19 protein-coding genes are annotated in these 15,818 nt (G+C 34.6%); 11 read left to right on the top strand and 8 right to left on the bottom strand.

The window, feature by feature from the left end; all coding sequences use genetic code 11:
• Window positions 1–11 precede the first annotated feature (11 nt).
• The 8 genes from DKK70_RS13010 (at window position 12) to DKK70_RS13045 (ending at window position 7,084) form a co-directional block, all read left to right on the top strand.
• A complete protein-coding gene (locus DKK70_RS13010; RefSeq protein ID WP_110434403.1) occupies window positions 12–1,382 on the top strand; it encodes a PTS galactitol transporter subunit IIC in 1,371 nt (456 codons plus the stop codon).
• Window positions 1,379–1,663 carry a PTS sugar transporter subunit IIB gene (locus tag DKK70_RS13015; RefSeq protein ID WP_034883343.1) on the top strand — a complete coding sequence of 95 codons (285 nt, stop codon included), beginning with the start codon at window positions 1,379–1,381 and terminating at the stop codon, window positions 1,661–1,663. The genes DKK70_RS13010 and DKK70_RS13015 overlap by 4 nt, the downstream gene beginning before the upstream one ends.
• 14 nt (window positions 1,664–1,677) lie before the next feature.
• Window positions 1,678–2,127, top strand: coding sequence for a PTS sugar transporter subunit IIA (locus DKK70_RS13020; protein ID WP_110434404.1), 450 nt, complete (start codon window positions 1,678–1,680; stop codon window positions 2,125–2,127).
• A 54-nt stretch (window positions 2,128–2,181) separates the two neighbouring features.
• Window positions 2,182–2,721 (top strand): 6-phospho-3-hexuloisomerase, encoded by a 540-nt coding sequence (gene hxlB / locus DKK70_RS13025; RefSeq protein ID WP_110434405.1) that lies wholly within the window; start codon window positions 2,182–2,184, stop codon window positions 2,719–2,721.
• 183 nt (window positions 2,722–2,904) lie between these two features.
• Entirely contained in the window at window positions 2,905–3,249 is a 345-nt protein-coding gene (locus DKK70_RS13030; RefSeq protein WP_110434406.1) for a hypothetical protein, read from the top strand.
• 92 nt (window positions 3,250–3,341) lie between these two features.
• Window positions 3,342–6,071 carry a preprotein translocase subunit SecA gene (secA, locus tag DKK70_RS13035; protein ID WP_110434407.1) on the top strand — a complete coding sequence of 910 codons (2,730 nt, stop codon included), beginning with the start codon at window positions 3,342–3,344 and terminating at the stop codon, window positions 6,069–6,071.
• A gap of 115 nt (window positions 6,072–6,186) precedes the next feature.
• The gene (mutT, locus tag DKK70_RS13040; protein ID WP_110434408.1) at window positions 6,187–6,591 is read left to right on the top strand and encodes an 8-oxo-dGTP diphosphatase MutT; all 405 of its coding nucleotides are present in this window, start codon (window positions 6,187–6,189) and stop codon (window positions 6,589–6,591) included.
• Between the two features lie 280 nt (window positions 6,592–6,871).
• Window positions 6,872–7,084, top strand: a complete 213-nt coding sequence (locus DKK70_RS13045; RefSeq protein ID WP_034883332.1) for a DUF4177 domain-containing protein — start codon at window positions 6,872–6,874, stop codon at window positions 7,082–7,084.
• 86 nt (window positions 7,085–7,170) lie between these two features.
• Here the strand turns inward: DKK70_RS13045 and DKK70_RS13050 are convergent, their stop codons facing one another.
• From DKK70_RS13050 to DKK70_RS13070, 5 genes are read right to left on the bottom strand one after another with little or no spacing between them, the layout of a single operon-like run.
• On the bottom strand, window positions 7,171–7,560 hold the full coding sequence (locus tag DKK70_RS13050; protein ID WP_110434409.1) for a DMT family transporter: 390 nt from the start codon (window positions 7,558–7,560) through the stop codon (window positions 7,171–7,173).
• Window positions 7,560–7,916: an EamA family transporter gene (locus tag DKK70_RS13055; RefSeq protein ID WP_034883329.1), complete on the bottom strand. Its 357-nt coding sequence runs from the start codon at window positions 7,914–7,916 to the stop codon at window positions 7,560–7,562. The genes DKK70_RS13050 and DKK70_RS13055 overlap by 1 nt, the downstream gene beginning before the upstream one ends.
• Window positions 7,904–8,338 carry a zinc uptake transcriptional repressor Zur gene (zur, locus tag DKK70_RS13060; RefSeq protein WP_034883328.1) on the bottom strand — a complete coding sequence of 145 codons (435 nt, stop codon included), beginning with the start codon at window positions 8,336–8,338 and terminating at the stop codon, window positions 7,904–7,906. The genes DKK70_RS13055 and zur overlap by 13 nt, the downstream gene beginning before the upstream one ends.
• Before the next feature lie 20 nt (window positions 8,339–8,358).
• A complete protein-coding gene (locus DKK70_RS13065) occupies window positions 8,359–8,637 on the bottom strand; it encodes an RnfH family protein (protein WP_219999791.1) in 279 nt (92 codons plus the stop codon).
• A 1-nt stretch (window position 8,638) separates the two neighbouring features.
• Window positions 8,639–9,100 (bottom strand): type II toxin-antitoxin system RatA family toxin, encoded by a 462-nt coding sequence (locus tag DKK70_RS13070; RefSeq protein WP_110424166.1) that lies wholly within the window; start codon window positions 9,098–9,100, stop codon window positions 8,639–8,641.
• A 33-nt stretch (window positions 9,101–9,133) separates the two neighbouring features.
• On the opposite strand from DKK70_RS13070, the gene smpB reads away from it, so the two are divergent.
• A complete protein-coding gene (gene smpB / locus DKK70_RS13075; RefSeq protein ID WP_110434411.1) occupies window positions 9,134–9,616 on the top strand; it encodes an SsrA-binding protein SmpB in 483 nt (160 codons plus the stop codon).
• Between the two features lie 13 nt (window positions 9,617–9,629).
• On the opposite strand, the gene DKK70_RS13080 is transcribed toward smpB, so the two are convergent.
• From DKK70_RS13080 to DKK70_RS13090, 3 genes are read right to left on the bottom strand one after another with little or no spacing between them, the layout of a single operon-like run.
• Window positions 9,630–10,628 (bottom strand): LacI family DNA-binding transcriptional regulator, encoded by a 999-nt coding sequence (locus DKK70_RS13080; protein WP_110434412.1) that lies wholly within the window; start codon window positions 10,626–10,628, stop codon window positions 9,630–9,632.
• A 20-nt stretch (window positions 10,629–10,648) separates the two neighbouring features.
• A complete protein-coding gene (locus DKK70_RS13085; protein ID WP_110434413.1) occupies window positions 10,649–11,767 on the bottom strand; it encodes a glycoside hydrolase family 172 protein in 1,119 nt (372 codons plus the stop codon).
• 41 nt (window positions 11,768–11,808) lie between these two features.
• Window positions 11,809–13,077, bottom strand: a complete 1,269-nt coding sequence (locus tag DKK70_RS13090) for an oligosaccharide MFS transporter (protein WP_219999792.1) — start codon at window positions 13,075–13,077, stop codon at window positions 11,809–11,811.
• 350 nt (window positions 13,078–13,427) lie between these two features.
• Here DKK70_RS13090 and DKK70_RS13095 point away from each other — a divergent pair, with 350 nt between their 5' ends.
• Together DKK70_RS13095 and DKK70_RS13100 are read left to right on the top strand one after the other, a co-directional pair.
• Window positions 13,428–14,705: an MFS transporter gene (locus DKK70_RS13095; RefSeq protein WP_034883319.1), complete on the top strand. Its 1,278-nt coding sequence runs from the start codon at window positions 13,428–13,430 to the stop codon at window positions 14,703–14,705.
• Window positions 14,706–14,811: 106 nt separating this feature from the next.
• The gene (locus tag DKK70_RS13100) at window positions 14,812–15,729 is read left to right on the top strand and encodes a GntR family transcriptional regulator (protein ID WP_110434414.1); all 918 of its coding nucleotides are present in this window, start codon (window positions 14,812–14,814) and stop codon (window positions 15,727–15,729) included.
• Window positions 15,730–15,818: the final 89 nt, after the last annotated feature.

A 15,818-nucleotide genomic window follows, 5' to 3' on the forward strand; every position in this document is an offset into this window, starting at 1 on the left:
AGGAGTCACATATGGAATTAATTACACAATTTATCAATGATTTAGGAAACTTTATTTTTATTCCTATAATATTTTTAATCTTAATGGCTGCGCTCGGCAGGCCTATTTCTGAATGTATTGCATCGGCAATGAAAGTTGGCATTGGATTTATTGCATTAAGTATGACAATTAAATTTATGCTAGATAAAATGGCACCTGCCGTTACGGGGCTAGCCGAAAGTACCGGTTCGTCATTAAGTGCAATCGATGTTGGTGGTGCTGCAACTGCGGTAATGGGCTTTGGTTCAAGCATGGGACCAATTATTATTCCATTATGTGTTGCCGTAAATGTTCTATTACTAATTATGAAAATCACTGACTGTGTGAATGTTGATGTGTTCAATTTACACCAAAATGCGTCAATGGGGGCAATTGTCGGCGTTTATTCAGGTAGTTTTTTATATGGTGTATTAACAGCCGCACTATTTCACGTTTGGGCATTAATTGCTGCTGATCTAGGCGCAAAGAATAATGAGAAATTTTTTAATCTTCCAGAAGGTGTCTCAATTTCGCATCCGGTTGCAAACACCTATCTTATTTTTGCTTATCCATTTAATTGGATTTATGACCGTATCCCGGGTTTTAGAAATATAACTGTAACCGCAGAGACTATTCAAAAACGTTTTGGGGTACTTGGTGATCCAACAGTAGTCGGCTTTATTATTGGTGTTTTACTTGGTTTTTGTGGTTACTCGTGGCAAAGTCCCTATCATACTATTATTTCAAGCTTACAGTTAGGCATGTATTTAGCGGCGGTAATGTTATTGTTGCCTCGCATGACCTCAATTATGATGGAAGGTCTAGTTCCTTTATCTAATGTGGCTAGAAAAAAATTAGTTAAACGTTTTCCTAATCGCGATATTACTGTAGGTATGGATACCGCATTAATTGTGGGTAATCCTTCGGTTATCGCCCCAGCTTTATTATTGATTCCTATTATTGTCATTTTAGCGGTGATTTTACCTGGTAATAAAGTCATGCCGTTGGGTGATCTATCACAATTTGTCTTCTTTATTGCCTGTATGGTTCCTGTATTTAAAGGCAATATTATCCGGACTTGGGTTACCTCAATATTTTTATTTGGTGGAGGTTTATATATCGCCTCATGGATGACACCTGCAACCAACGAAGTATTCCAAGCGTTTGGTTCTAATCCAGATGCCTCTGTAATGTATACCTCATTAAATCCGTCAGCCAATCCATTTACTGGACTCTTTGCTGCAACTAGCCATGTCGGAATATTTGGTTACTTATTGATTGGCTTAATTTTGCTATCAGTGGGCTATCTATTAAAGAAAAAAGAAAAAAATTCAAAAATTAATACAAGCGAGGTTTCAAAATGAAAAAAATATTAGTGGTATGTGGTAATGGCATTGCTTCTTCATCAATTATGGTTTCAATTTTGCAAGATTATTTGAAAGAGCAACATATTGATGCACAAGTAGATAAATCATCACTTATGGCTTGCAATGCTGATATTTTTAATAGTTATGATTTAGTGGTTTCATCAACTAAAATTGATAATCCAGATATTACAACCAAAATTATTGTTGGTGCTGGTTTACTCACCGGTATTGGTGAAGATGCCATTTTTGATGCGGTTAAGCAAAACTTAACGCAATAATTAGGAATTTAACCATGCACATTTTAGTTCATGATTTGCCGGAAAAAGTAAAAACATATCAAGATGCGATATTAACTTCAGGCGGATATTTATTAGAAAAAAATTATATTACATCTGAATATATTACGGCTTGTATTGATCGTGAAAAAGATTATCCAACTGGATTACTTATCAACGGTGGCATAGGTATTGCTATACCACATGGTAATTCCCAGTTAGTTAAATCAGATTCAATTAGTTTAGTTCGTTCAAGCAAAGGGGTAATTTTTGGGCAAATGGCAGATGCTAGTTTGAAGGTAACTTGCCAATTGATCTTCAATTTAGCATTAGCAACAAGCGATCAACACTTATCAATACTTAGACGTTTAGTTACTTTATTTCAAGATGAATCTTTTGTAAATAAATGCCAACAGTTTAATTGCCAGCAAACTGAGGAATTAATCACTCAGCAGTTAAATATTTAGTTTACATTTTATAGTCGAAAAATAGCATTAGCTATTTTTCGACAGGAGACAGCAGTGCAAGCACAATTAATCATTAATGAATTGAATCAATCAGTTAGAACATTGAGCGATGATGACATCATTGATCTAATACAAAAAATACAACAGCATAAGCGTATATTTGTCTATGGCACAGGACGCTCAGGTCTTATGCTCAAAGCATTTGCAATGAGACTTATGCAACTTGGTTTAAACTCTTTTGTTGTCGGTGAAACAACCACTCCATCGGTTCAGAAAGGAGATTTACTTATTCTAGCCTCCGCATCTGGTGAGACAGAAAGCGTAAATATTATGGCGAAATCAGCGCTCAATCAAGGAATTGACTTAGCCATTATTTGTGCATCCGACACATCAACATTAGCAAAACTCCAATCACCAAACATATTATTACAATCCGGAACTAAATTTAATCAGTCACAAGTTAGCCAACAACCTTTAGGTAGCCTATTTGAGCAAATGCTACTAATTATATTTGATACTGTTATTTTAGTTATGGGTAGAGAGCAAAATGAGAGTAATAACGATATGGCACAACGACATGCTAGTTTAGAATAATATTATCGCAACTTGACTGAAAACCACTTGTTTTTATCAGTGGTTTTAAAATCAGATACTACCTATCAGCTCTATTTTAAAATTAATTTCTTTTTATAAATAGATGAATCCTAAATAATAAACAATTACCTATTTGTAATAATAGTTTTTCATTTTGGCAAAAAATGCTAAGATATTACCGTTATGACCGTGATTAATTACTGGCAACAAATTAGTAAACGCCTCATCATTAAAACTGCTCTATCGCACTTATTATTAGGTGTGATTGCTACTGGATTCGGTTTTTATGAAAAAGGTGTATTACCAATTCAATCATCTTCCACCCAGGTGGGGATTATTGCGATTACGGCAATTGTACAAGATCACCAAACACCGATAAGAAAAGAATCGCAAACTTTACCTTTGTCACAAAAAACGCATTACGATAAGCAAATTGTCTCGTTAAGTTATGACAAAGTGAACCCAAGCACCGTTATTCGATTATCACCATATAATGGAATAAGAGCCGGTCCCCAAGCTACCGTTTAACACATTTTTATCTAAATAAATAAATTAATTAATTTTTTGAATAAGGTTGATTCCTTATTACTCCCATTATAAAAAAGAATAAGAGAACAGTTATGTTATTAAAATTATTAACAAAAGTATTCGGTAGCCGTAATGAACGCGTTTTAAAAAATATGCGTAAACGTGTTGAAAATATTAATGCGCTTGAACCATCAATGGAAGCATTAAACGATGATCAACTTAAGGCAAAAACCAATGAATTTAAGCAAAAAATTGCTGATGGCACTAATTTAGATGACATATTAGAAGAAGCTTTCGCTGTAGTTCGTGAAGCCAGTAAACGGGTATTTGGTATGCGTCATTTTGATGTGCAACTAATTGGTGGTATGGTTTTAAATGAACGTTGTATAGCTGAAATGCGTACTGGTGAAGGTAAAACTTTAACTGCCACATTACCTGCTTATTTAAATGCCTTAACTGGCAAAGGCGTCCATGTTGTTACAGTCAATGATTATTTAGCGCAGCGTGATGCGGAAAACAATCGCCCGCTATTCGAATTTTTAGGATTAACGGTTGGTATTAACTTACCAAATATGCCACCACATTTAAAGCGTGAAGCTTACAATGCTGATATCACTTATGGCACCAACAACGAATATGGCTTTGACTATCTGCGTGACAATATGGTCTTTAGTAAAGAGTCTCGCGTTCAACGCCCTCTTCACTATGCCTTAGTCGATGAGGTCGATTCAATTTTAATTGATGAAGCAAGAACACCACTGATCATTTCAGGCCAAGCTGAAGACAGCTCAGATAGATATGTTAGTATTGATAAAATTATTCCATATTTAGTCAGTCAAGAAAAAGAAGATTCAGATCAGTTCCAAGGTGATGGTGACTTTTCAATTGATGAAAAATCACGCCAAGTTAACCTTACTGAACGAGGCCTAATTAAAGTTGAAGAGCTATTAATCAAACAAGGTATTATGAAAGGTGATGAATCACTATATGCGCCTAGTAATATTGTGTTGATGCACCATGTCAATGCCGCTCTTCGAGCCCATCATCTATTCCACCGTGATGTAGATTATATTGTTCGAGATAATGAAATCATCATCGTCGATGAACATACAGGTCGTACCATGGATGGACGTCGTTGGTCTGATGGTTTACATCAAGCAGTAGAAGCTAAAGAACATGTTAAAATTCAAAACGAAAATCAAACGTTAGCTTCTATCACTTTCCAAAATTATTTCCGTTTATATCAAAAATTAGCCGGTATGACAGGTACAGCTGATACTGAAGCTTTCGAATTTAACCAAATCTATGGTCTTGATACCATTGTTATTCCAACTAACCGACCAATGGTTAGAAAAGATTTACCTGATTTGGTCTATATGACAGAAAAAGAGAAAATTAATGCAATTGTAACTGATGTACAAGAATGCGTTAAACGCGGACAACCTGTTTTAGTAGGTACTGCTTCAATCGAAAAATCAGAACTTGTCTCTCATGCCTTTAAAAAAGCGGGTATCAAACATAACGTACTTAATGCCAAATTCCACGCGCAAGAAGCAGAAATTATTGCTAATGCAGGTAGTAAAGGTGCGGTAACGATTGCAACCAATATGGCTGGCCGTGGTACCGACATTATGCTTGGTGGTAATTGGCAAAGTGAAGTTGCAAAATTAGAAAATCCAACTGATGCCGATATCGAAAAAGCCAAACAAACATGGCAAGTTAGACATGAAGAAGTTATCCAACTTGGCGGTCTTTATATTTTAGGTACTGAACGTCATGAATCTCGTCGTATTGATAACCAATTACGTGGTCGTGCTGGTCGTCAAGGTGATCCGGGAGTATCGCGTTTTTACTTGTCATTAGAAGATCCATTAATGCGTATCTTTGCATCAGAGCGGGTTGGCAATATGATGCGTAAATTTGGCATGAAAGAAGGTGAAGCTATCGAGCATCCTTGGATCACTAAAGCTATCGCCAATGCTCAGAAAAAAGTTGAAAGCCGCAATTTTGATATTCGTAAACAATTACTGGAATATGACGATGTTGCTAATGATCAACGTAAAGCTATTTATAGCCAACGTAACGATTTATTAGATAACCTAGATATTAAAGATACGATTGATTCAATACGCGGCGATGTATTTACTGCTGTTATTGATCAATATATCCCACCACAATCTATTGAAGAAATGTGGGATATTCCTGGACTTGAAACCGCCTTAAAAAATGACTTTGATTTAGAGTTACCTATTGCTAACTGGCTAGATGAAGAACAAAATCTTCATGAGGAAACCTTACGTGAACGTATTTTACAATTTGCTCAAGATAAATATCTCGCAAAAGAAAATGCTGCCGGTTCTGAAGCCTTTAGACAATTTGAAAAGAGTGTTATGTTGCAAACACTTGATACATTATGGAAAGAACATTTAGCGGCAATGGATTATTTGCGTCAAGGTATTCATTTACGCGGCTATGCACAAAAAGATCCTAAACAAGAGTACAAACGCGAATCGTTCAATATGTTTGCTAACATGTTAGATACCCTAAAATATGACGTAATTGGTATATTAAGCCGAGTACAAATTCGGTCACAAGAAGAAGTTGATGAAGCCGAACGTCAACGCCAAGCTGAAATCGAAAGATTAATGGCAAAACAGCAAGCTAATCATGAATCACTTGGTGGCATGGATGGAGACAACAACGGGCAACCAGCAAATTCACAACAACCGATTGTTCGCGCTCAAGCAAAAGTTGGACGTAATGATCCTTGTCCTTGTGGATCAGGTAAAAAATATAAACATTGTCACGGTGCTGTTAATTAACTGAAAAATTTAGTATGATTAACTATCATTGATGTTTAATTAACCGATTAAGGTTATAACAAATAAATGGGAAAGCAGTAGCTTTCCCTAACTTTAATCACATATAGATAGGATCATGAGAAAACATACTGAAATAGCTGTAGGTATCATTCGTTCACAAGACTGCCAAATCTTTATCACCCAACGCGGTGAAGACTCTCATCTTGCTGGTTTTTGGGAATTTCCAGGAGGAAAAATCGAAGCTGGTGAAACACCTTATCAAACCTTAGAACGTGAAATAGCAGAGGAAATTGATATTCATATTCATCAATCTCAATTTTTAAAAACATTCGAACATAGTTATGATGATCGTGATATCACTATTCATGCTTATCTAGTAGAAGAGTGGGATGGCGTTCCTTTTGCTAAAGAAGGACAACCAAGCCGTTGGGTAGATCAGGAAGATCTCAATGCCGATGAATTTCCAGATGCTAATAGACCAATTATCGAAATGCTTAAAAACTTAGATAAACAAATTTAATTTATTTCATTATGCAAATTTTTGTATAACGTTTTTTAGCATAACTGCCACTCGAAATCCAAACGTCAATCACGTATTGACATGACTTTATTTATACGCTGTAAATCTGAATTTTACTATTGGAAACTAGCTAATTAGTTTCAATTGTAAATATTGTTAATTTTTATACTGGATAAAATGACCAAAAAAGTATATTGTGTACACGATTTTTCTTAATGTAGTTTTATGTTAGGAATTTTCTTTGTTTTATTATAATATTTTAATAAGGTTCTAAAAATAGATGAAAGAATATAAAGTAGTTATATATCAAGAAGGCGCTTTGTCTTCATTAATTTTTGGTGCAGCTAATTCAAATGCTGACAAATTTTCCGCTTTTTTAAATGAAACTGCCAAAGAAGGCTGGCGGGTAATTACAATGCAAAAAGATATGCGTCGCTTATTCTTATTCTGGCAACGTGAAGCTTATCTAATTGTGATGGAGCGAGATCGTTAGTTAATTGAAATAGAAAATATTATTTTCTAAAGCAAATCAGGAATCAATATATAAATTATTTTGATTCCTGAAAATTGCAAAAATAATTAATTTGCAGGACTATTGTGTAGGCGTTGTTCCGCCAAAGCCAGAAAGATAATTCCCACAATAATAGACAAAGCACCTAGTAGTCGAGATAAGGTAATTTGTTCGTTAAAAGCAATGACAGATACTAGCATAACTGTTACTACTTGTAGATGAGATGCGGCAAACGCAGGGCCAACTGGCGCTTTTTGCAATAACACCATCCAAGTAATAAATGCTCCAGCATAACCAATTATAACTAAATATGCCCAACCATGACTAAAAACTCTCAATAACCAAGCAATATCCATTTCGAACGGCAATGCTGAAAGTGCCGTAAGTTTAAAACTGGTTTGCCCAAACGTATCAAAAAAAAGGAGTAAAATAAAACCAATAATATAAAATTTTTTCATTAAGTTAATCCTACTAATACGACGCCAAGAGTAATAAAAAAAATACCAATTAATCGAAATGGTGTTAAATATTCTTTAAATAACACACGCCCAGCAATCATTACCGTAATAATATTGAAAGAACCTAATAGTATGCTTTTCGACAGAGAGACTTCACTTAAAAATGCCAACCAAAATACGAAACCAATTAGGTAAGCTCCAAAACCTAACCATAACCACATGTTACCAAATAATTTCTGCCAATAATTTAAACCCTGTTTATCATTAGAAGTAATCGCCGCATATTTAAAGGCAACTTGGCCAACTGTGTCGCAAGCGATATTAGTTAACCACAAAAAAAAGATTAAGGTTGACATGTGTGACAAATTCCATGAATTTCAAGCACACTATGAGTTATTGAAAATTGACTTTGACTAGCGAGTTGTTTAAGTTGCGATTCAATATCTTCAGAGTGTTTTTCAATAATCTGCTGACAATTATCACAAATAAATAGAATTGATATATGTTGCGGATCCTGAAAATGCGGACAAATAATATAACAATTGGTTGATTCCACTTTATGAATAAAGCCTTGCTCAAGTAAAAACTCAAGCGCTCGATAAATGGTTGGTGGTTTTGCTTGAGGCTCGGTGACCTTTAAAAGATCTAAAAGATCATATGCACTCATGGCTTTATTCGCTTTAAGCATGATATCTAGAACGGTTTTACGCTGAGTAGTCAGCTTAATACCACGTTTATTGCATAAAGTTTCAATTTTTTCAATTAGCATATTATGCATTGAGTTCAGTTTCCTTCACTTTATTTATGACTTTTTAATGCCGCTTTTTTTCGTCTTATCTCTTTGGGATCATTGATTAATGCTCGATATATTTCAATACGATCACCGTCTTTGACTGGTTCATTAAGTTCACAACGTTTACCATAAATGCCAACTAGATGCTCATCTAGTTTAATTTGGCATATTGATAAGATATTGGATTTTGTTATCGCTTGCAAGATATTAGTTTGCTCATCAACCACGCAATCAATGATTGTCGGTTGGTTAGGTAGTGCATATACCACTTGTATATTTATCATATTAATAGATCTGCCTTGCTCTTTGCGAAAATGCCTTAACCATGTTACTCATCACTTCTTTAAATATTGGCGTAAAAACAGCACTCATTACTTTATTGTTGAACTCAAAATCCAAACTAAAACTAATTTTACTTTTTTGCTCAGCAAGCTCAGTAAATTGCCATCGCCCTTTTAGATGTTTAAATGGGCCATCTATCAACGCCATATCAATTGAATTTGGTTCATTGATCTGATTTATCGTAGTAAAAGATTTTTTAAAGCCTAACTTTTCAACCTCAATAAATGCGGTTAAATAATTATCTTGTTTGCTAATAATCCCAGTTGCGATACAATCGGGAACAAATTCGGGGTATCTAGCTATATCGTTCACCAATGCAAACATTTGCTGAATCGAATAAGGCTCGATCACTTCATGAAAAACATGTGCCATAATAATCAAATTAAAAGTTAAAATTAGTGGCATATAGTATCATGTAACTCTATAATAACGCACATTATGACTAAGAAAAAATCACATAAGCCGGGTTCGGCTACCATTGCATTAAATAAACGTGCGCGTCATGAGTACTTTATTGAAGAGGAAATTGAAGCAGGTTTATCCCTACAAGGTTGGGAAGTTAAATCACTACGAGCGGGCAAAGCGAATATTAGTGATAGTTATGTATTACTAAAAAATGGTGAAGCATGGCTCTTTGGTGCAACCATAACACCATTGAATGTCGCCTCTACCCATGTCGTGTGTGAGCCTATGCGTACACGAAAATTGTTGTTAAAAGAGCGTGAGTTAAATTCGCTTTTAGGACAGATAAATCGACAAGGGTACACAGTTGTTGCACTCTCTTTATACTGGAAAAATGCGTGGGCCAAAGTAAAAATTGGCGTAGCAAAAGGTAAGAAAGAGTACGACAAACGCACTGACATCAAAGAACGTCAATGGCAAGTTGATAAGGCTCGTATAATGAAAAATGCCAATCGCTAATAAAAAATGCCACTTAACGATGGCGTATAATTTGTGGTTCAATAAAAAATGCATGATGTTTTAATTCGTTAAAATTTAACAAATCATCAATCACATCGACGCAAGTTAGCGCCATAGTTTCGATATCTTGAATAATAGCGTCAATTGGATAGTAAGAATAATTCAAATAGTTATTGTAATCATAAGAACATAAGTATAGCTGATTTGGATCAATTTTAGTTTTAACTAAATAACTTAATACTTCTTCCAATAAATTACCGGAAGGGGTGAAAATAGCTTTCGGCACTCGACCTAACCTTTCATGAACACCTTTGATTAATTCATAGCCTTTATTTGGGCAATAATCATCACTGACAATCCATTCTGGTTTTACCATTAAGCCTACACTTTCTAAACCTCGCTTAAACCCTTTTAGCCTAGCTCGTATTGAAGTTAACTGAATATCACAACCAATAAAATAAAATTCATCTAAATCCTTAGCATAAGGCTTAATTAAATCACCTACCGATTGTAACGACTCACTAGTAATAAAAGGCAGTATCGTATCTTTTAAATAACGGTCAAACAGCAGTACCGGCGTTTTTTGATTGATATCCACATAAAATTGGTCGCTATCTAATGACGTTACCACAATCATGGCATCAACCTTTCGCTCGACTAAATTTTGCGCCACCTTAATTTCGACCTCTTTATTATAGTGGCTACAAGTAATAAGTAATTGAATGTTTTTTTGCCGAAAAGCCGACTCAAGATGATGCAAAAACATCGAAAAAAATGAATTTGACATATCTGGTACAATGACACCAATCGTATTAGTGCTGTTAGCCTTAATCAGATATTGACGAATATGAGGTTGATCACTATATTTCTCGGCAATTGATAAAATCTTTTTCCGTGTTTGCGGAGAAATACGATATTTTTTATCTCGTTTATTAAATATATGACTGACGGTCGTTGCCGACACGCCAGCCAAACGAGCAATATCATTAATTTTCAGTTTATTACTCGCCATTGTTCAATCACCTTTATACACTAACGTGGAGTTCGTTGTTGTTTATTTGGGAACACCGGATTGTGATTAACCGATGGACTTTGATACCAATAAGCAACACTGGCAATATCATCACAACGTTCATATAATCTTATATCATCATTACCGATTTGTTGGAACGCCAGTTTGATATTTTTATGAAATGCCACTGGATCTGGAAGATGCCAACGATATAAACCATGCATTGGTAAGCCATCATCACCAAAACCATGTACCGGATTAGAGTCGCCAGTTTGGAAAAAGTCGCGGGTCGCATCACGATTTGTTTGGTAAGGATAGCCCATAAACATAGTTTGGAAACATTTTGCTTTTGGTCGACCTTGACTGTCGCGATTATGGAATGCCCATGCACCACCAAAGTAATCTTCCGAACCTGTTGAATGTTGTGTTGGATAATCACTATCATCATCAAGGTAGAATTTAAACTCCCCTTCACCCCACCAATAACGCTCTAAAGCAGTAAGTGCTAAATAAGTACCCACATAATAACCATAACCTTGAACATTATCTAAAATAACATAATCTTGAGCATAATTAGTTACTCGTTGACGACGCCATTGAGCATGGAAGTAAAGTGGATTTTCAAACGGTTTTGGCATTATCGCGTAGTTAATAGCAAAGAAGAAATGTTGTAAGTCAGCTTCATGTTCATTATGAATTTCAATTCTGGCTTTTTTATTAAATGGCATTCTAAAATAACTATTAAAGCCACCTGTTGGGTTAACGACTATTGGCATTGAATTAATATCACACCTTGCCCCAAAACCATTACAGAAAAAGTCACCGATAGGACTTTCCACTGAAGGAACAGTTTCATCATCCCAATAAATTCGAATGACTACATCACGCAATACAAAGCTGCCACGATGTGTTTTATCAGTTAAAGTAAACCACATATGACGAATTTCTGCTGGACCAGTGATTTCAGCAATAGTGACTTTTTCACCAGAAGGAATAGATATAAAGCCTTGCCCTTTCCTACATGGACCTAAAGCACTGCCTTTCATACACGATTTACCCTTTTCACCGGTCAAATTTTCAGGTGAAATCGTTCTGGTTTGTTCAAAGTGAAATTGTGTTACTGAATCAAAAATATTCATTTTGTATCCTTAATATGTTTTCTCAAATTTTATCAATTAAACTATAAATTTTGTTTACCTAATTTACTTCCGTTACCCTTTTCAGGGGTGTCTGATTTTTTATCACGGCTTAAGAAAGCCACAGCAAATAACATGAAGCCTAAAACAACTAAACCTAAATAATTAAATGTGGTAGCCGCACCTTCAGTATCATAGAAATCACCAACATAGGTAGAGAACAATATCACCCCTACTGAGCCTGCTACTTGATAACCGATTAAAAACACGGTGGCTGATAGACGAGAATTAAAATTATTATCAATATATTTAAACACTGAAACTAAAATAGTTGAGATCTCCAAACAGTGCATCAGTTTTATTACTGAGATAATGACAATGCTTTCGACATGTCCGGTTAAAAATATTCGAGTAGCAGATATAAATGCCGCAAAGATTAATGCATTTTTGGCACCAACTTTATTAACCACAAATGGTACACAAAACATAACTGCTGCTTCTAAAAATACTTGGAAAGAATTTAAAACACCATATAGACGATAACCATCATTTACATCAGTAAATTGCTGCGTAAAAAAGACTGGGAATAACTGTTGGTCATAAATGTTGTACAAACTATAAGTACCAAGTACATAAACCACAAATATCCAAAACTTTTTAAGACCAAATACTGAGACAATCTCGTTAAAACTTAGTTTATCTTTCTTTTGGAATACAGCTGCCGATGATTTACTTAAATCTGGTTTGAAATTCAGATTTAATACCATAAAACAGATACCGACTACTGAAGCAGCCCAAAAGTTAAGGTGTGGATTAATACTAATCAATATACCGGCGATAAAGGTACCAACAGCATAGGCGATACAGCCCCAAGTTCGGCATTGTCCAAATTCAAAATCAAACGCCCGGCTGATTTTTTCACAATAAGAATCGATTAGGCCCATACCGGCAACCCAACCAAAACCTAAGAAGAAACTACCAAAAATAACCCCAGCATAAAAATTATGTCGTAACAGCGGTTCATAAACATAAATCAGCGCAGGCGCTGCACAAGTTATGATAATGCTTTGAAACCAAATTAGATGTTTCTTTAAAACTAATTTATCTTGATACACACCATAAATAATCATGATAATTAACGAGATAAAATAGTTAAAAGAATAGATAATACCGGTCTGTTTTGCTGTTAAACCAATCTCTTTACTAAGCCATATTGCATAAAAAGAAAAAACAAAACTACCTGCCGCGTAATACATAATGCTATAAAACGAAGCAAACCAATAAGTTGGTTTTTTATAAAATGCACTTGTCATAATTTATCCTATAAAGAGTTAAGTACTGATTGGAGTATGAATAGCTAAAAATTTAGCTTTAACGGCTTTATTGGATAAATGTGATCAACTTCAAAATTATTTTATTTATCCTAAAAAAATCTAATTTGTTAACAGCGCAATGATTATAAAAAACAGATAAAAAACAGAAAAATATTATCCCAACCACAATCAAGGAAATAATTCCTTATCTAAAGCTAATTATTTTTTAATATCAAAATAATCATTATTAAAAAAATAACTTATTAAAAGTTACTCCTTTACTAGTTCAATTATTAATAATGATGATTAAACGAATATATTATTTAACCATTTGTAAAAAGAGGTTTTTTATGCCTAAACAGAATAGTCGTGTTCGATTTCATATAGCAATACTTATGCTATTTGCCATAATAATTAATTATTTAGATAGAACTGTAATGTCTGCTGCTGCACCTATTATTGCTACAGATTTAAATATTTCACCTGAAGCGATGGGATGGATAATGTCTGCATTTTTCTTAAGTTATGCATGTTGCCAAATACCTGCCGGCTTCCTTGCGGATAGATTTGGACAGCGAAAGACGTTAGCTGGTTCGGTAACTTGGTGGTCTTTAGCCACAGGTGCAACAGCATTAGCAACCACACCTATTGGTTTTATTTTTGCTCGAGTATTTATGGGCGTTGGAGAAGCAGCTGCATACCCTTGTAATGGTGGTATAACGGCCAAATGGTTCCCAGATAGAGAAAGAGGACGTGTCACTTCACTATTTGATAGTGGTTCAAGATTTGGTACCGCCTTTGCCATGCCTCTGGTTGTTTGGATCATTGCTTGTTGGGGATGGCATGCGGCATTCTTTATTTGCGGAGGATTAGGACTGATTTGGGTGGTTTGGTGGTTATGTGTCTATCAAGACCCTGAACAACATCCGAAGATTAGTGAAACAGAACTTAAATACATTCGGGATGGACAAGTAAAAAAAGAAGGAATCGACAAAATACAACCAATGAAATGGTATCAATTATTAAAATACCGTAATGTTGTTGCTATGTGTATTGGATTCTTCATGCTCAATTATGCTGTCTATTTTTTCATTACTTGGTTCCCTACTTACTTAATGAAAGAAAGAGGTTTAAGTCTAACAGAAATGGGCTTCCTAGCGATGCTACCTCCACTATGTGGGATAATTGGCCAATGGGTTGGTGGCTGGCTAACTGATTTTATTTATATAAAAACCAATAATATCAATGTTGCCCGAAAAGTGAATTTAGTTTGTGGCATGCTAGTTGCAACTTCAATCTCACTTGCTGGATTAGTCGACTCGATATCAGTTATGATGATGTTATTATGTATATCTTATATAGGTTTAGCTTTTGCTGGTTCAGCAATCTGGTGTTTACCTGGAGATATTGCACCAAGAAATATGACATCAGTTTTAGGCGGCATTCAAAATACCGTATCAAATTGTGGTGGTATTTTAGGACCAATTGTAACAGGCTACATTATCGGAGCAACAGGTTCATTTATGTATGCTTTAGTTGTTTCTGGCGGCGCTTGTGCAATAGGCGCATTGGTTTATTTATTAGTATTAAAAGATATTAAGCCGATTACCGTAAACGAATCGATTTAATAACATTAAGAAATTAACCATTATGTCTGAAAATTCTACCAAAACTTTTGTGTAGAATTTTCATAAACTCAAATTTTTATATTAAAAAATTATTGAGAAACGTAATATGGGCAGAAGTAAAACATTAAGACAAAATACAATTAATCAATTTATTGATTGCATCAATAACAAAATATTATCTTTTCCTCTTCCTTCTATATCAATTCTTGCTGATGCTTTTAATGTCAGTCGCACGACAATTAGAGCGGTATTAGATTATTTATGTCAAGCCGGAATTTTAGTCTTTGAAGAAGGAGAATATCGTCAACTAAGACAACCAACCTCAGAAGATAAAATTGCATGTGTATTTGAAAAAAGGAATATTCAAGATAAAAAATTTGAGCACTATTTTTACCATTTAATCAATAGTAAAAAAATCCTACCTGGAGATAATTTTAATGAAATCCAATTAGCTAAAGATACCAATGTTAGCCCATTTGTAGTCCGTGAATTTTTATTACGATTTTTACATTATGGACTAATTGATAATGTAAAAAAAGGCGAATGGAAATTAGAAACCTTCGCTAATGACTATGCTGAAAAATTATATGAATTTCGTTGTATATTAGAAGTTTTTGCCCTTAAAACCTTCATGGCTCAACCTGATGATCATATCAACTGGATTAAAGCTAAAGAGTTATTAGAACGACATAAACAACTTCAAACCAATATACAACATGAATACAGACTATTTTCAACGCTTGATCGCGATTTTCACGAACTGATTTTATCTTGTAATAACAACCCTTTTTTCATGCAATCTTTTGATTTAATATCCGTCATATTTCATTTTCATTATCAATGGGATAGTAGTGATTTAAAACAACGAAATAGTATTGCCGTATCTGAACATATTGCAGTGTTAACAGCAATTCTACAAAAAAATGAGCAAGCAGCTACAACAGCATTATGTCGACATCTCAATACTGCTAAAAAGTCAATGCAAGAATCAATTGGAAGAACATCAGCAATAAAAAACAGATAAAAAACAAAAAAGTTATATCTTCAACACGAAACCACTAAAAAAAAACATCGCATAATTTGTCATCTTTTATAGTTCTCTTTACCTACTAA

The sequence above is a fragment of the Gilliamella apicola genome (assembly GCF_003202655.1).
Taxonomy (GTDB): Bacteria; Pseudomonadota; Gammaproteobacteria; order Enterobacterales; family Orbaceae; genus Gilliamella; species Gilliamella apicola_R.

Bases quoted from the DNA above. Each gene is read 5' to 3' on its own strand.
- DKK70_RS13090 (WP_219999792.1), bottom strand. From the start codon at position 13,077: ATGACAAGTGCATTTTATAAAAAACCAACTTATTGGTTTGCTTCGTTT.
- DKK70_RS13085 (WP_110434413.1), bottom strand. From the start codon at position 11,767: ATGAATATTTTTGATTCAGTAACACAATTTCACTTTGAACAAACCAGA.
- zur (WP_034883328.1), bottom strand. From the start codon at position 8,338: ATGCATAATATGCTAATTGAAAAAATTGAAACTTTATGCAATAAACGT.
- smpB (WP_110434411.1), top strand. From the start codon at position 9,134: ATGACTAAGAAAAAATCACATAAGCCGGGTTCGGCTACCATTGCATTA.
- DKK70_RS13015 (WP_034883343.1), top strand. From the start codon at position 1,379: ATGAAAAAAATATTAGTGGTATGTGGTAATGGCATTGCTTCTTCATCA.
- mutT (WP_110434408.1), top strand. From the start codon at position 6,187: ATGAGAAAACATACTGAAATAGCTGTAGGTATCATTCGTTCACAAGAC.
- DKK70_RS13050 (WP_110434409.1), bottom strand. From the start codon at position 7,560: ATGAAAAAATTTTATATTATTGGTTTTATTTTACTCCTTTTTTTTGAT.
- DKK70_RS13080 (WP_110434412.1), bottom strand. From the start codon at position 10,628: ATGGCGAGTAATAAACTGAAAATTAATGATATTGCTCGTTTGGCTGGC.
- DKK70_RS13030 (WP_110434406.1), top strand. From the start codon at position 2,905: ATGACCGTGATTAATTACTGGCAACAAATTAGTAAACGCCTCATCATT.
- DKK70_RS13100 (WP_110434414.1), top strand. From the start codon at position 14,812: ATGGGCAGAAGTAAAACATTAAGACAAAATACAATTAATCAATTTATT.
- DKK70_RS13065 (WP_219999791.1), bottom strand. From the start codon at position 8,637: ATGATAAATATACAAGTGGTATATGCACTACCTAACCAACCGACAATC.
- DKK70_RS13095 (WP_034883319.1), top strand. From the start codon at position 13,428: ATGCCTAAACAGAATAGTCGTGTTCGATTTCATATAGCAATACTTATG.
- DKK70_RS13055 (WP_034883329.1), bottom strand. From the start codon at position 7,916: ATGTCAACCTTAATCTTTTTTTTGTGGTTAACTAATATCGCTTGCGAC.
- DKK70_RS13010 (WP_110434403.1), top strand. From the start codon at position 12: ATGGAATTAATTACACAATTTATCAATGATTTAGGAAACTTTATTTTT.
- DKK70_RS13020 (WP_110434404.1), top strand. From the start codon at position 1,678: ATGCACATTTTAGTTCATGATTTGCCGGAAAAAGTAAAAACATATCAA.
- DKK70_RS13045 (WP_034883332.1), top strand. From the start codon at position 6,872: ATGAAAGAATATAAAGTAGTTATATATCAAGAAGGCGCTTTGTCTTCA.
- secA (WP_110434407.1), top strand. From the start codon at position 3,342: ATGTTATTAAAATTATTAACAAAAGTATTCGGTAGCCGTAATGAACGC.
- DKK70_RS13070 (WP_110424166.1), bottom strand. From the start codon at position 9,100: ATGCCACTAATTTTAACTTTTAATTTGATTATTATGGCACATGTTTTT.